Below are 14,019 nucleotides of genomic sequence, written 5' to 3' on the forward strand. Positions count from 1 at the left end.
GCTGTCGGATGACGTCTGAAGTGCGGCGCGCGCGAACGATCATCCTGCACCGTCCTCGGGTACGGCCGAAGCGGCGATCCGCTTGGCGCGGCCCGTTTAAGCCGCAGTTAAGCGCTTTGCTCTAAAACGCGTTCTCACGCGTCAAAATCACGCGCACTGTCTTTAAAATGATCCACAGGTCGAGCCACACCGACCAGTTGCGCAGGTAGTCGAGGTCGTACTGGATGCGCGCTTCCATGCGGTCGAGCGTGGCGGTCTCGCCGCGTAAACCGTTTACCTGAGCCCAGCCGGTGATGCCCGGTTTCACCTTGTGGCGCAGCATGTAGCCCTTGATCAGTTTCCTGTACTGCTCGTTGTGGGCGACGGCATGGGGCCGTGGACCGACGATGCTCATGCTTCCCTGCAGGACGTTGACGAACTGCGGCAATTCGTCGAGCGAGGTGCGGCGCAGGAAGCGGCCGACCGGCGTCACCCGCTCGTCGCCGCGGCGCGCCTGCACGACCTGATTGCCGTCGTCGAGCGCCCACATCGAGCGGAATTTCCAGACCATGATCTCTTCGCCGTACAGGCCGTAGCGCCGTTGGCGGAAGATGACCGGCCCCGGCGAGGTGCACTTCACGGCCACGGCGATCGTCAGCATCAGCGGCGCGAGCAGGACCAGGATGATGCTGCCGAAGACGATGTCGCTGGCGCGCTTGACCATGCTGTTCAGTCCCATGAACGGCGTCTCGCGGATGGCGATCACGGGCATGCCGCCGACGTTGTCGAAGCGCGCCTGCATCAGGTCGAACACGTAGACGTCGGGCAGGAAATACACCGAGACCGTGGTGTCCTGCAATTCGTCGATGAGGTGACGGATGCGCGGCTGGGCCGAGATCGGCTGGCTGATGAAGACCAGCTTGATGTTATTGCTGCGCACGTAGCCGATCACGTCGCCGACCCCGCCCAGCACCGAATGGCGCAGGCCCGGCGGATGGCGCACCCTGGCGCGGTCGTCGAAGAAGCCGTGCATCCCCATGAACAGGTTGGGATGGTGCTCGCAGATGGCGGCGAACTTGGCGCCGACCTCGTTGGCGCCGACCACGATGACCGAACGCACCTCGCTGCCGCGCATGGGCCGCCCCACCACGCGCCGCACCAGCAGGTGACTGGCCAGCAAGGCGGCCGGGGTGGCAAGCGCCCAGGCCAGCAGCACGCGTTCGTCGTAATAATATTTGAGGCCGCTGGCCGAGCCGAGGAAGTACAGCACGCCGATCGTCACGCACCAGCCGAACACGGTGTCGCGCGCATAGGCCAGCATGCGCCCGCTGCGCCAGGTACGGTAGGGATCGATATGCTGATAGACCGCCGACGAGATGAAAAAGGCGAGCACCATCAGCACCAGCGAATAGCCCGAAAACGGTTCGCGCCAGACGAGCGAGGACACGTACAGCGAACCCATGATGATCAGGGGGTCGAGCACGCGCTGGAAGAACGAGATGAGCGGGATGTCGTTGACCGTCATCGCATGTGACCGGCTCAGAATTGGGCGCTGGCGTTGATCGCGAGCGTATTGGCCTTGAAGTCGCCGATGCCGAGCACCGGCGAGCCGCTGCGCGATTGGTGCACCCAGGCCGCGGACAGCGTCAGCTTGCGCCGTACTGTCCAGCTTGCCTTGAGGCTGGCGGAGCGCAGCGTGTCGTCCAGGCTGCCGCTGCCGGCGAAACCGTTGCGCGGGTTGTAGTCGCGCCGCTCGTGGACGGCGTCGGCCTCGACCCGGATCTTGCCGGTGGCGTTCCAGGTAGCGCCCAGGCTGATGCCCTTGTTCAGCGTGTAGCTGACCACGGGGCTTTCCAGCGGGGCGAAATCGCGCCATACCGACGCGCGCCCGCTGAGTTTGCGGCCCGAGTCGTACAGCAGCGTGACGCGGCCGTTGGCGCCGCTCGTGCGCCCGGGGCCGAACGAGGGCTGGGTGCGCCGCGCATAGCCGGCCAGGCCCTGCAGCGTGGTCGAGCCGCCCGCCTTCCAGTCGACCCGCGCCTTGAGTTCTTCCTGCCTGAAGTCGTCGCTGAGCACGCCTGCCGCAAACGGCCGCCGGTTCGGATAGCTGCCGTCGATGCGGCGCAGCACCAGGCCGACGCTACTGCCGCTGCGCGCCAGGTAGCGCCCTTCGAGTTCGACGACCTCCTCGGTGCGGTCGTTGAAGGATTGGGCGGCCAGTTCGTAGTCGAAACGGGCGCGCGACAGCGCAGTGCGTGCCTCCCAGCGCGGATGGAGCTTCCAGGCGCCCTCGAAAAAGCTGCGCCGCTCCTTGCGCAGGTTGCGTTCGTCGCTGGGGAAATCGGTGTACGGCGCCAGCGTCTGCGCATGGGTGGCGCCGAGCTTGCCCAAGAAGCGGTTGCCGAGTTCCCAGTACCAGGTCGCCTGCAGGTCGCGGCCGTCGTAGTCGAGCTGGCGGAAATGGTCGAATTTTACTTTCGACAGCTTGGCGACCGCGAGCAGGCGCTGGCGGCGGATGCTCTTGTCGAGCACCGCGCCGAATTCGAAGGTGGTCCAGGAATCGGAGCGGCGGCCGTCGAAGGCCGGTGCGCCGTCGGGGATGCGCAGCAGGTTGTCGTCGTGCGCCCAGCCGATGCGCCCGTACAGGTCGAGCGGGGTGCCGGGAATGGCCGCGGCCGGCGTCACAATCAGGACGCCGGCCAGGAAAGCGAGCGGATGCAGACGAATTCTCGACATGTCGTTCTTTCGAAAGGCATTGCTGGACCAGCGGATGGCTGTACAGCGCGACAGTTACATTTCTGACCGCCGCCCACACGCATGAGTTCCGCCCACGCGTTTGACGCAAAGGGATAAGCGCAGCGCTGCGCGGGCTAATGTTTGTCGGGTGATGGCGGCCGCGAACGGCTGCTGGGAAGAGGTGTTGGCTGCACTGTGGCATGCAGCCGATGGCGGGACGCAAGGCGCGTCCGCCGTCGAGACTTGCCCCGGACCTGAAGACCCGGGTTTTATAGCAGTGTGAGGCTCAGTGAGACGTCAGCCCTCGCCGCGCGAGCGCGCTTCGATCTTTTCCCAGCGCTCGAGTGCGTCGAGCAGCAGGTCGTCGATCTCGGCGTAGCGGGCGTTGATGCGGCGCGCGTCGGCCGGGTTGGTCTTGTAGAAGTCGGGCGCGTTGAGCTGGGCGGTGATGGCCGACTGCTCGTCCTCGAGCGAGGCGATCAGTTTCGGCAGTTCGTCCAGTTCGCGCTGCTCCTTGTAGCTGAGCTTGACCTTTTTGGCGCCCGTGTCGGCGGGCGCTTCGGCAGCCTTGGCCGGCGCCTGTTTGGCGGCCGGGGCCGACGGCTGGGGCGCTTGTGCCTTGACGCGTTCCCAGTCGCTGTAGCCGCCCACGTATTCGCGCCACTGGCCCTGGCCTTCGGCGACGATCACCTGGGTCACGACGTTGTCGAGGAAGGTGCGGTCGTGGCTGACGAGGAAGACGGTGCCGGTGTAGTCTTCGAGCAGTTCTTCGAGCAGTTCCAGGGTATCGATGTCGAGGTCGTTGGTCGGTTCGTCGAGCACCAGGCAGTTGGCCGGCTTGGCGAACAGGCGCGCCAGCAGCAGGCGGTTGCGCTCGCCACCCGAGAGCGACTTGACCGGCGAACGGGCCCGTTCCGGTGCGAACAGAAAGTCGTTCAGGTACGTCATCACGTGCTTGCGCTGGCCGTTGACTTCGACCCAGTCGCTGCCCGGGGCGATAGTGTCGGCCAGGCTCGCCTCTTCGTTGAGCTGGGTGCGCATCTGGTCGAAGTACGCCACGTTAAGCTTGGTGCCCAGGCGCGTGGTGCCGCTGTCGGCCGTTTCTTCGCCGAGGATCATTTTCAGCAGCGTGGTCTTGCCGGCGCCGTTCGGGCCGATCAGGCCGACCTTGTCGCCACGCAGGATCGTGCCGGTGAAGTTCGACACGATGACTTTTTCGCCGTAAGCCTTCGAGACGTTTTCGAGTTCGGCAACGATCTTGCCGGAACGCTCGCCCATGCCGACGTCGAGCTTGATCTGGCCCTGCGTGTCGCGCCGTGCCGCGCGTTGCAGGCGCAGCGCTTCCAGGCGGCGCACGCGGCCTTCGTCGCGCGTGCGGCGCGCCTGCACGCCCTTGCGGATCCAGACTTCTTCCTGGGCCAGGAACTTGTCGAACTTGGCGTTCTCGACTTCTTCGTTGGCCAGCAGTTCGCGCTTGCGTTCCTGGTAGGTCGAGAAATTGCCGGGGAAGGACAGCAGCTTGCCGCGGTCGAGTTCGATGATGCGGGTGGCGACGTTGTCGAGGAAGCTGCGGTCGTGGGTAATGAACAGGACCGAACCGCGGAAGTCGCGCAGCAAGCCTTCGAGCCACATGATCGATTTGAAATCGAGATGGTTGGTCGGTTCGTCGAGCAGCAGCACGTCCGGCGCCGACACCAGCGCCACGGCCAGCGCGACGCGCTTTTGCATACCGCCGGACAGCGTGCCCATCTTCGCATCGGCCTTCAGGCCGAGGCGGTCGAGCGTGGTATCGACCTTGTTGCTCAGGTTCCAGCCATCGGTGGCGTCGAGCTTGACCTGGATGACGTGCATGCGCTCCATCAGCGCATCGTCGTCGCCCTGGCCGAACTGGCCGGTCAGGGCTTCGTATTCGGCCAGCATGCCTTGCAGTTCGCCCATGCCGGCGGCGACGGCGTCGAACACGGTCGATTCCGGATCGAAGGTCGGTTCCTGTTCAACATAGGCGATTTTGAGGCCCTGCTGCATGACCAGCAAGCCGTCGTCGAGCTTGAAGCGCCCGGCGATCGTTTTCAGCAGTGACGACTTGCCGGTGCCGTTACGCCCGATCAGGCCGACGCGTTCGCCGGTTTCGAGGGAAAAGTCCGCGTGATCGAGCAGCGCGACGTGACCGAACGCGAGTTGCGCGGACGAGAGGGAAATGACAGCCATAATCTTGTGAGAAAGCCACCCGCGGTGGTCTCACGAAGGTCGTTGAGAGGACGCGGCACGGCGGAAGAAGGTGAAAGAAGCCGCCATTGTACCGATTGCGGCGGCGACACTTCCAATAGTCTTCCAAATTAGCTGCTTTCGTCGGCTATAATTGCACTCGGTTCACGATACCGGCCTGCCATGCAGGGCCCGCTCGCCGAACCGCAGGGTGCCGCCAGCGGCGGCACCAGCGTCCTCCCCGTAGCACAATGGATAGTGCACATGCCTCCTAAGCGTGGGATACTGGTTCGATTCCAGTCGGGGGGACCACCCGATTTCGTACAGGTCGTGTAATTACCAGCAATTCCCTTCCACGTTTCCGCACGTCGGTCACCACGTTCTTAGCACAGCCGACACGTTCCACCGTTGCCCGCGCAATGCTTCTCCAGAGCGATAGCCGCGAGCTTTACTTTCTGGCGGCACTGCTGACACAGCGGTTTGGCGCAAGCGCTACAAATTCACCAAAAGCCGCGCCGCGCTTCCTGGCGCAAGGCCGTACAGGATCACACATTCTCACACTGTTCCATATCCACCACGAAACTTCCGTGACGGGTGCCCGTCGTTCATCATATTTCGAGAAAATGTTGCAAATATGAATATATACTTGCCGGCATTTCTTATTACTTCTTACAAAAATGAAAATGATGATCGGGAGCGCCCTGCGCGCTCCGTTGGGCGCGTGGGCGCTGGCGACTGCCTTGCTGCTTGCCGGCTGTGGCGGCGGTGGCGGTGGCGATAGTGGCGGTTCGGCGGCCCCGATTTCCGGAAACCGTGCACCTGCCGGTGGGCTGGCACTGTCCGGAGTTTTGGTATCGGCAGCGGGCGTAGCCGACGCCGGCACCTTCACGGGTTCGGATGTGAAATTCGATGCCAGCAGCAGCACCGATCCGGACGGCGACAAGCTGTCGTTCAACTGGACCCTGGTCTCCAAGCCCGGCGGCAGCAGCGTGACGGTCCAGAACACAAGCGCGGAACTGGTCATCAAACCCGATGTCGCCGGCACCTATGTCGTCAGCGTGCGCATCAGCGACGGCAAGGGCGCCACGGCCGACAAACAGGCATCGATCGTCGTGTCCGCGAATGCCGCGCCGGTCGGCTCGGTTGCCGTCAGCGCGCACTATACGGACACGCCGAGCGTTGCGGCGACCACCAATGTGACGGTCGGCGCTACCATTCTGCTCGACGGCAGCAACAGCCGCGATGCCGACGGCGACGCCGTCGCCACGTCCTGGGACATCATCGAAAGTCCGGCCGGCAGCCGCGCTGCCCTGGTCATCGACGGCAGGATGGCGCGCCTGAGTACCGATCTGGCCGGCGTCTACAAGGTACGTGCGCGTGCGACCGATCCGCATGGCGCCTATAGCGAAGCCGTGTATCCCTTCCAGGCCGTCGGCACCACCCCGACCGTGGTGGCGGTGGCTTCGATCGACAATGGTCCGCTCAACGGCGGCAGCAGCACGATCGACGGCACGATTGGCTACAGGATTTCGCTCAGCGGCGCCGGCAGCAGCAATCCGGACGGCGTGGCGCTGACCTATGCCTGGACGCTGGTGTCGAAGCCGCTCGCCAGTACCGCCGCGCTCGACAGCACCACCGGTGCCTTCTCGCAGCTCACTCCCGACGCGCTGGGCGACTACGTCGTGCGCCTGGTCGCAACGGCGCCGTCCGGCATTGCCAGCAGCTATACCACCACGGTCTCGGTCAAGAACCGCCGTCCGGTGGCGGCGATCGCCACGAATGCCGTTCCGATCGCCCTGCCGAGCGGGCCGACCCTGCGCCTGCCCGCGAATACGGTCGTGACCCTGCGCGGTACCGGCAGCACCGACGCCGACGGCGACGCCCTCACCTATGCCTGGACCCTGCAGTCGAAGCCGACGGGCAGCGGCGCCAGCCTGTCGGCTTCGAACCTGCCGACCGTCCAGCTGACCACCGATCAGAGCGGCTCCTACGTGGTGCTCCTGCGCGTGACCGATACGACCGGCGCCTATTCCGAGCAGATCCTGACCGTGGCCAGCGGGAATGCCGCGCCGGTGGCGGTGGTCGACAAGAGCCGCATGTCGGTACTGGCGGGGGCGCCGAGCAGCGCCAGCGCGGGCTTCAGCTACGACGACGATGGCGACACCCTCAGCTACAGCTGGGCGCTCGACGCCAAACCGGCCGCATCGACGGCGACGATCAGTTCGTCGGGCGCGCAACTCTCCTTCACGCCCGATATCGCCGGCACCTATGTTGCTTCGGTCACCGTCAGCGACGGCAAGGCCAGCGGCATTGCCTACGTCACGATCAAGGCGCTATCGGCGACCACGACGACGACCAGCCTGCCGTTCGCACCGCTGATCACGCGCTACAGCCGCGGCCTCGACCGCCTGGTGCTGGTGTCGGCCGCACCCAACCTGCTGAGCATTGTCGATCCGTTCAGCGGTACGCTGCGCCAGGTGCCGTTGCCCGCCACCGTCAAGTCCATGCAGCTGAGTCCCGACGGCAAGCTGGCGGCGGTACTGCACGAAGGCGTGGTCAGCCTGGTCGACGTCGACAGCGCGACCCTGGTGCGCTCGAGCGCGACCGGCGATTCGCAGACCGAAGCCTTCGTGACCAACAACGCGCTGATCTACCTGGCGGGCCAGACCGGCGGCCAGTGGACCAGCAAGACGGTGAGCGTAATCAACGGCAAGACCGGCGCCGACCTGACCGACACGCTTGGCCGTCCCCAGGGATGGAGCTTCTACGGCACCATGCAGGGCACTTATTCCGGGATCAAGCGCCGCGCTTTCGTCGTGTCGGACGGCTTGTCGCCGGTCGACATCGATTATTTCTCGCTCGATGCCAACGGTGCGGTGACCGAGGTCGGCGAATCGCCCTACCACGGCGACTATTCCATGCCCGCGCCGCTGTTCCTGAGCGCCGACGAAGAGCTGCTGTTCACCAGCGCCGGCACGTATTTCCGCACCGATAACCTGCGCTATGTCGGCAAGCTGAACCTGACGGGCATCGTCGCGCTGAGCCACTCGGCCGGCGCCGACGAAGCAATCGCGGTTGCTTCGAACTGGGAATACGACTTTTCGGTAAGCTATCCCTACCTGCGTGTCCATACCTATGAGTCGAGCTACCACCGCTTCACCGGACCGTTGCTGTTCGCGGATACCAGGATCGCCCTGCCTGTCATCGGCGGCAGCCAGAGTTACGGTACGGCGATTTTCCACAGCGCCAACGACAACCACGTCGCCGTCGTGCAAACGGGTGGCGCGAAGTCGAATACAGCCGGTCTGAAGTATTACGTGGTCACGCGCTGACCCGTTGCTCCGCCGCCCGGGCCACGCGCCCGGGTGCGCGGGCTTTTTTTCATCCACGCTATCATCGCCATTCCCGAGCCTGTCTGGAGTACGCGATGTTCGAGTTCATTACCGAGTTCCTGGAAAAGAGCGGCTACCTGGGCGTGTTCGCGCTGATGGCGCTGGAGAATATCTTTCCGCCGATTCCATCCGAAATGATCATGCCCTTTGCCGGCTTCGTCGTCGCGCGCGGCGACCTGAACCTGGTGGGCGTGCTGCTGGCCGGCACCGCCGGTTCGGTCGCGGGCGCGCTGCCCTGGTATTACGCGGCCAAGGTGTATGGCTGCGAGCGCCTGAAGCGCATCGCCGGCGGCAGCCACGCGCGCTGGCTGACAGTCACGTCCGAGGATATCGACCAGGCCCTGGAATCGTTCCGCAAGCACGGACGCAAGGCGGTGCTGTTCGGGCGCCTGATTCCCGCCGTGCGCACGCTGATTTCGGTCCCGGCGGGCCTGGGCAAGATGTCGCTGGAGCAGTTTTTGCTGTACTCGAGCATCGGCTCGCTGGCCTGGACCGGCTTGCTGACGGCGGCCGGTTTCCTGCTCGAGAATAATTACAAGGAAGTGGCGACCTATGTCGACCCGGTGTCGAAAGCCGTCCTCGGCGCCATGCTGGCCTGGTACCTGTACCGCGTGATCACCTGGCGCAAACCGGCCCAGGCCGACAAGCGCAAGAAGGAAGCCGAGACGAACTGAAGGCCGGCCCTCAGCTGCCGCGTTTCAGGGCAGCCGCCTGGGCAGCAACCGCCGCGCGCGCCGCGTGCAAGGCTTGCGCCACCGTTGCCGCATCAAGGACCGCTTCGGTCCGTGCCAGCCCGGTCGCCGCGCGGCGCAGGCCGAGCATGACGCATCCTTCGCGCAACCGGCGCAGCCGTTCCAGCGCCGCGCCCGTATCGCCTGCCGCCAGGGCGGCGTCGATGGCTGTGCCCGCCTCCAGCAGTTGCCGCTCCAGCCCGCCCAGGTAGAGCGCCAGGCGCGCCGCGTCGATGCCGAGGCGGCGCAGGCTGGCCGCCGGCGTGTCGTCGTCGTCGAGCGCCATCAGGTGCGGGCGCAAGCCTTCGATCCGAAACGGTTTCGTGACGTAGCCGGTGGCGCCCAGCGCCGCGGCCGCGCCGATGGTCTCAGGGTCATTGGCCGCCGACACCAGCACGAACGGCAGGCCGGCCAGCCCGGGCGCGGCGCGCACCCGCGCCAGCAGCTCGGCACCCGACAGGCCGGGCATGCGCAGGTCGCAAAAGACGATCGCAGGATGCACTCCCGCCTGCAGCTGGCGCCAGGCGTCGGCGCCATCCTCGGCTTCCAGGATGTCGTAGTTGCCGCAGTTGTCGACCAGATGCATCAACATCATGCGCGACACCACGTCATCGTCCACCACCAGCACTTTCATCGCCGCCATTGTCATCTTCGGTAAGTCGTTGCCCTGAAGAATATTATAGGACGCTTGCCCGGATCAGGCCGCAAGCCGTTCAAACGTGTCGAGGGTGGTATCCAGGCGCGGCAGCGCGGCGGCCAGTTCCGCCAGCCGGCCGCGGTCGAGCGCCGCCTCGAGGCCCGCGCACAAGTCGGCCAGTTCAGACGCACCCAGGTGCGCGGCGCTACCGCGCAGTCCGTGCAGCACGCGCGCGCAGGCTTCGCTGTCGCCCGCGTCCAGGGCCGCGCGCAGTTCGGCGCGGCGCCGCGGCAGGTCGGCGGCAAAGGCCGCGCGCATGCGCGCCTGCAGGCCCAAAGCCGGAGCCGGAGCCGCCGGCACGGGCGCGCTGTCCGCGTCCGCCACGCCGAACATAACATCCAGTTCAGCCGTGGTCGGTACAGCAGTGGACCCTGCGACAGGCAGCGACAACTGCATCGGCGGCAGCACAATGCCACGCTGCAGCTGGCGCTCGATCGCGCGGCCCAGTTGATGGTGCAGCGCCGCTTCGTCGATCGGCTTGGCCAGGAAGCCGTCCATGCCGCAGGCGAGGTAGCGGTCGCGGTCCTCGTCGCTGGCGTTGGCGGTGAGCGCGACGATCATCACGTGCTGGTCGAGCACCGGCGCGTCGAGCGTGCCGCCGGCGCGGATCAGGCGCGTGGCGGTGGCGCCGTCGATCTCGGGCATGCGCCCGTCCATCAGCACGATGTCGAAACGGGTGCGCGCGCAGGCGGCCACCGCCAGCGCGCCGTTCTCGACCACCTCGATCCGGTGGCCCATCTCCTCGACCATCATGCGCGCGATGATCTGGTTGGTGGCGAAGTCCTCGGCGCACAGCACGCGCAGGCGGTGGGTGTGCGGCGTGCACGGCGCATGCGCTACCGTCGGCGGCTCGATCCCGTCGGGCAGCGGCAGCACGAAGCTGAAGGTGCTGCCCTCGCCCTCCGTGCTGGTGACGCCGATGTGCCCGCCCATCAGCTCGACCAGCTGGCGGCAGATCGCCAGCCCGAGGCCGGTGCCGCCATAGCGGCGCGTGGTGGTGGTGTCGGCCTGTTCGAATTTCTGGAACAGGCGCGGCAAGGCACTGGACGTGATACCGATTCCGGTATCTTGCACCGAAAAACGTATCATGTTCTGGGCATCAAGCGTCTGGTCTTCGGGCCGGCGCTCGACGCGCAGCGTGACCTGCCCGCTTGGGGTAAATTTAAAGGCATTCCCGAGCAGGTTGATCAGCACCTGGCGCAGGCGCGTCGGGTCGCCCACCACGAAGCGCGGCAAGTCGTCGGCCAGGTCGATCGCGAAGCCGACGCTGTGCGCGGCGGCCTGCTCGCCGAACAGGCCGACCACGTTATTGATCGCGGCGTCGAGCGCGAAGTCGATGTTTTCGATGGTGAGCTTGCCGGCCTCGATCTTGGAAAAATCGAGCAGGTCGTTGATGATCGCCAGCAGCGACTGGGCGTTGGCCTGGCCGCGCGCGATCTGTTCGCGCGTGCTCTCGCGCACGCCGCCGTCGCGCAGCGCGAAGCCGAGCATGCCGATCACGCCGGCCAGCGGCGTACGCATTTCGTGGCTCATGTTGGCCAGGAATTCGGATTTCTGGCGCGCCGCATCCTCGGCGCGCTGCTTGGCCAGTTGCAGGCGCTGCTCGTTGTCGTACAGGGCGCGGTTGGCCGCAGCCAGCTCGTCGGTGTTGCGGCGCACCGCCCGTTCGCTCTGGCGCAGTTCTTCGGTCTGGCGCTCGAGCAGGCGGTTCTGCAGGGCGATCTCCTCGGTGCGCGCATCGACCTGGCGCTCCAGGCGCAGCTTCTGGCGCGACAGGCCACGCACGCGCAGCGCATAGCCGGCATAGCAGGCGCCCAGGAACAGGCACACCGCGCCGCCGCGGAACCACCAGGTGCCCCACACCGGCGGCTCGATGGTGATGGCCAGCGTGGCCGGCGTCTCGCTCCAGACGCCGTCCTTGTTGGCGGCGCGCACCCGGAACACGTACTGGCCCGGATCGAGGTTGGTGTAGGTGGCGAAACGCTTGTCGGCGTCGGCGTTGACCCAGCCCTGGTCGAAGCCGTCGAGTTTATAGGCGAAGCGGTTGCGCTTCGGCGCGGCGTAGTGCAGGGCCGAGAACTCGAGCGAGAACACCGAATGGCTCGCGGACAGCGTGATCGCACGCGCACTTTCCACGGGTCCGTTCAACAGGCCCGGATAGGCCTGCTGCACCGGCCGGTTGAAGACCTGGATGCCGGTGATCACCGCACGCGGCGCGCTGACGTTGTGGCGCAGTCCCTTCGGATCGAAGGCGGTGATCCCGTTGAAGCCGCCGAAGTACAGGGTGCCGTCGGGCGCGCGCACGGCCGCGCTGTCGAAATAGGCGCCGTCGATGGTGCCGTCGGCGGCGGTATAGCTGCGCCAGACGTTGGCGGCCGGGTCGAAGCGCGACAACCCATTGTTGGTGCTGATCCAGATGATGCCGTCGCGGTCTTCCAGGATCGCCGCCACCGGATCGTCGACCAGGCCCTCGCGCGTGGTGTAGCGCACGAAGCTGACCGAGCCGTCGGCGGCGGTCACCATCTTGTTCAGGCCGACCGCGGTGCCGACCCAGATGTTGCCGTGGCGGTCTTCCAGCAGCGCGTGGACTTCGTCGTGGCTGATGCTGGCGGCATTATAGGGATCGTGGCGGAAGTGGCGGAAGCGTTTATTGGCGCGGTCGAGCAGGTCGAGGCCGTTGAAGCTGCCGACCCAGAGCCGGCCGCGCCGGTCTTCCAGCACCGGGCGCACGCTGTTGTCCGACAGGCTGGCCTGGCGGTTCGGATCGTGGCGCCAGGATTCGAGCGCACCGCTGCGCGGCTCCATCCGGTGCAGGCCGCCGCGTGTGGAAATCCAGACCGCGCCGTCGCGCCCGAGCGTCAGTGCGCGCACGTTGTTGGCGTTGACGTCGCCCGGCACCAGCACCCGCCGCGTGAAGCGATTTTTCTCGACGTCGAAACGGGTGATGCCGGTACGCCCGCCGATCCAGACGATGCCGTCGTGGTCGCGCACGACGGCGTTCACGGACGAGTCGATCAGGCTGTTCGGGTTGCCGGGCTGGTGGCGCCAGGCGCGGTAGGCCTCGGGACCGGCTTTGGCCGGATCGTACAGTTGCAGGGTGCTGGCGCTGGCCAGCCAGAGCCGCCCGCCGCCGTCGTTGTCGAGGCCGCGCACGCGGTTGTCCGCGGGGATGCCGGGGCCGTCGTGTTCGCGCAGGATGCGGGCGAAGCCGCCGCTGCCGAGGTCGACGTGCGAGACGCCGCCATACCAGGTGCCGACCCAGAAGGTACCGACGCGGTCGCGAAACAGCGAAGAGATGTGGTCGTCCGCCAGGCTGTGCCTGTCGGTGACGACGTGGCGCTTGGCCTCGAAGCGGTCGTGCGCCGCGTCCCAGCGGTACAGGCCGTCGTCGTGGCCACCGGCCCAGAGCCCGCCCTTGCCGTCGTCATACAGGACCGAGATCCAGACTTGCGGGATGCCGTCGGTGGCGCCATAGCGTTTTGACGGCGCGCCCGCCGCCAGCGGCATGCGCTCGAGCCCGCCCAGCAGGCCGATCCAGAGGTTGTCGGCCGCGTCCGCCAGCAGCGCCTGCACCGCCTGGCGCCCACGGGTGGCCAGCGAGTGGTGTTCGAAGCGGCGTTCGGCGGGGTCGAAACTGTCGACGCCGGCGCTGGTGCCGATCCAGAGGCGGCCGCGCCGGTCCAGGGCCAGTGCATTGACGTCGTCGCTGGACAGGCTGTCCGGATCGCCCGCGGCATGGTGCCAGGTCGTGAAATGCCCGCTGGCGATGTCGAAATGCTGCAGGCCGTCGGCGGTGGCCAGCCACAGGCCATCCTTGCCGTCCTCGACGATGGCGCGCACGTGGCGGTTGCCGTTGCCGCGCCGGGCCGGCTCGTCCGGCAGGTAATGGCGGAAGGCCTGGGCGGTGGCGTCGTACAGGTCGAGGCCGCCGTCGGTGCCGATCCACAGCCGCCCCTTTTTGTCCACATGCAGCACGCGCACCCAGTTATTGCCGATCGTGGCCGGGTCGCCGACGGCGTTGCGGAAATTGACGAAGCGGTAGCCGTCGAAACGCGACAGGCCGTACTGGGTGCCGAACCACATGAAGCCGTCGCGGTCCTGCGCCATCGCCAGCACCGATTCCTGGGCCAGGCCATCCTCGACGCTGAGGTGCTCGAAGCGCAGGGTCGGCGCCGGCGCGGCCCAGGCGGGCACGCCGCAGCAGACGGCCAGCAGCAGCGCCAGTAGCGTCCTCAGGAAGCGGGCAACGAAGGAAGGGGGTGTCGTTTGTAGATCCACC

7 protein-coding genes and 1 tRNA gene are annotated in these 14,019 nt (G+C 66.5%); 3 read left to right on the forward strand and 5 right to left on the reverse strand.

What is annotated here, in order from left to right:
• Nucleotides 1-121: 121 nt before the first annotated feature.
• The 3 genes from AC56LG_RS01535 to AC56LG_RS01545 all read right to left on the reverse strand — a co-directional run bounded on the left by AC56LG_RS01535 (nucleotide 122) and on the right by AC56LG_RS01545 (nucleotide 4,923).
• Nucleotides 122-1,504, reverse strand: a complete 1,383-nt coding sequence (locus AC56LG_RS01535) for an undecaprenyl-phosphate glucose phosphotransferase (RefSeq protein WP_497164376.1) — start codon at nucleotides 1,502-1,504, stop codon at nucleotides 122-124.
• Between the two features lie 14 nt (nucleotides 1,505-1,518).
• On the reverse strand, nucleotides 1,519-2,715 hold the full coding sequence (gene epsL, locus AC56LG_RS01540; protein WP_497164377.1) for an XrtB/PEP-CTERM-associated polysaccharide biosynthesis outer membrane protein EpsL: 1,197 nt from the start codon (nucleotides 2,713-2,715) through the stop codon (nucleotides 1,519-1,521).
• 297 nt (nucleotides 2,716-3,012) lie between these two features.
• Entirely contained in the window at nucleotides 3,013-4,923 is a 1,911-nt protein-coding gene (locus tag AC56LG_RS01545) for an ATP-binding cassette domain-containing protein (protein WP_497164378.1), read from the reverse strand.
• Nucleotides 4,924-5,157: 234 nt separating this feature from the next.
• Between AC56LG_RS01545 and AC56LG_RS01550 the strand changes: the two genes are divergently transcribed.
• The 3 genes from AC56LG_RS01550 (at nucleotide 5,158) to AC56LG_RS01560 (ending at nucleotide 8,986) form a co-directional block, all read left to right on the forward strand.
• Nucleotides 5,158-5,232, forward strand: a tRNA-Arg gene (locus tag AC56LG_RS01550).
• A 371-nt stretch (nucleotides 5,233-5,603) separates the two neighbouring features.
• Nucleotides 5,604-8,252 carry a PKD domain-containing protein gene (locus tag AC56LG_RS01555; RefSeq protein WP_497164379.1) on the forward strand — a complete coding sequence of 883 codons (2,649 nt, stop codon included), beginning with the start codon at nucleotides 5,604-5,606 and terminating at the stop codon, nucleotides 8,250-8,252.
• A 95-nt stretch (nucleotides 8,253-8,347) separates the two neighbouring features.
• The gene (locus AC56LG_RS01560) at nucleotides 8,348-8,986 is read left to right on the forward strand and encodes a DedA family protein (RefSeq protein ID WP_497164380.1); all 639 of its coding nucleotides are present in this window, start codon (nucleotides 8,348-8,350) and stop codon (nucleotides 8,984-8,986) included.
• 10 nt (nucleotides 8,987-8,996) lie between these two features.
• Here AC56LG_RS01560 and AC56LG_RS01565 read toward each other — a convergent pair whose 3' ends face one another.
• Together AC56LG_RS01565 and AC56LG_RS01570 are read right to left on the reverse strand one after the other, a co-directional pair.
• On the reverse strand, nucleotides 8,997-9,686 hold the full coding sequence (locus AC56LG_RS01565; protein ID WP_497164381.1) for a response regulator: 690 nt from the start codon (nucleotides 9,684-9,686) through the stop codon (nucleotides 8,997-8,999).
• A gap of 54 nt (nucleotides 9,687-9,740) precedes the next feature.
• The gene (locus tag AC56LG_RS01570; protein ID WP_497164382.1) at nucleotides 9,741-14,018 is read right to left on the reverse strand and encodes a hybrid sensor histidine kinase/response regulator; all 4,278 of its coding nucleotides are present in this window, start codon (nucleotides 14,016-14,018) and stop codon (nucleotides 9,741-9,743) included.
• Between the last annotated feature and the right edge of the window lies 1 nt (nucleotide 14,019).

The sequence above is a fragment of the Telluria sp. ZB2R32 genome (genome assembly GCF_059685715.1).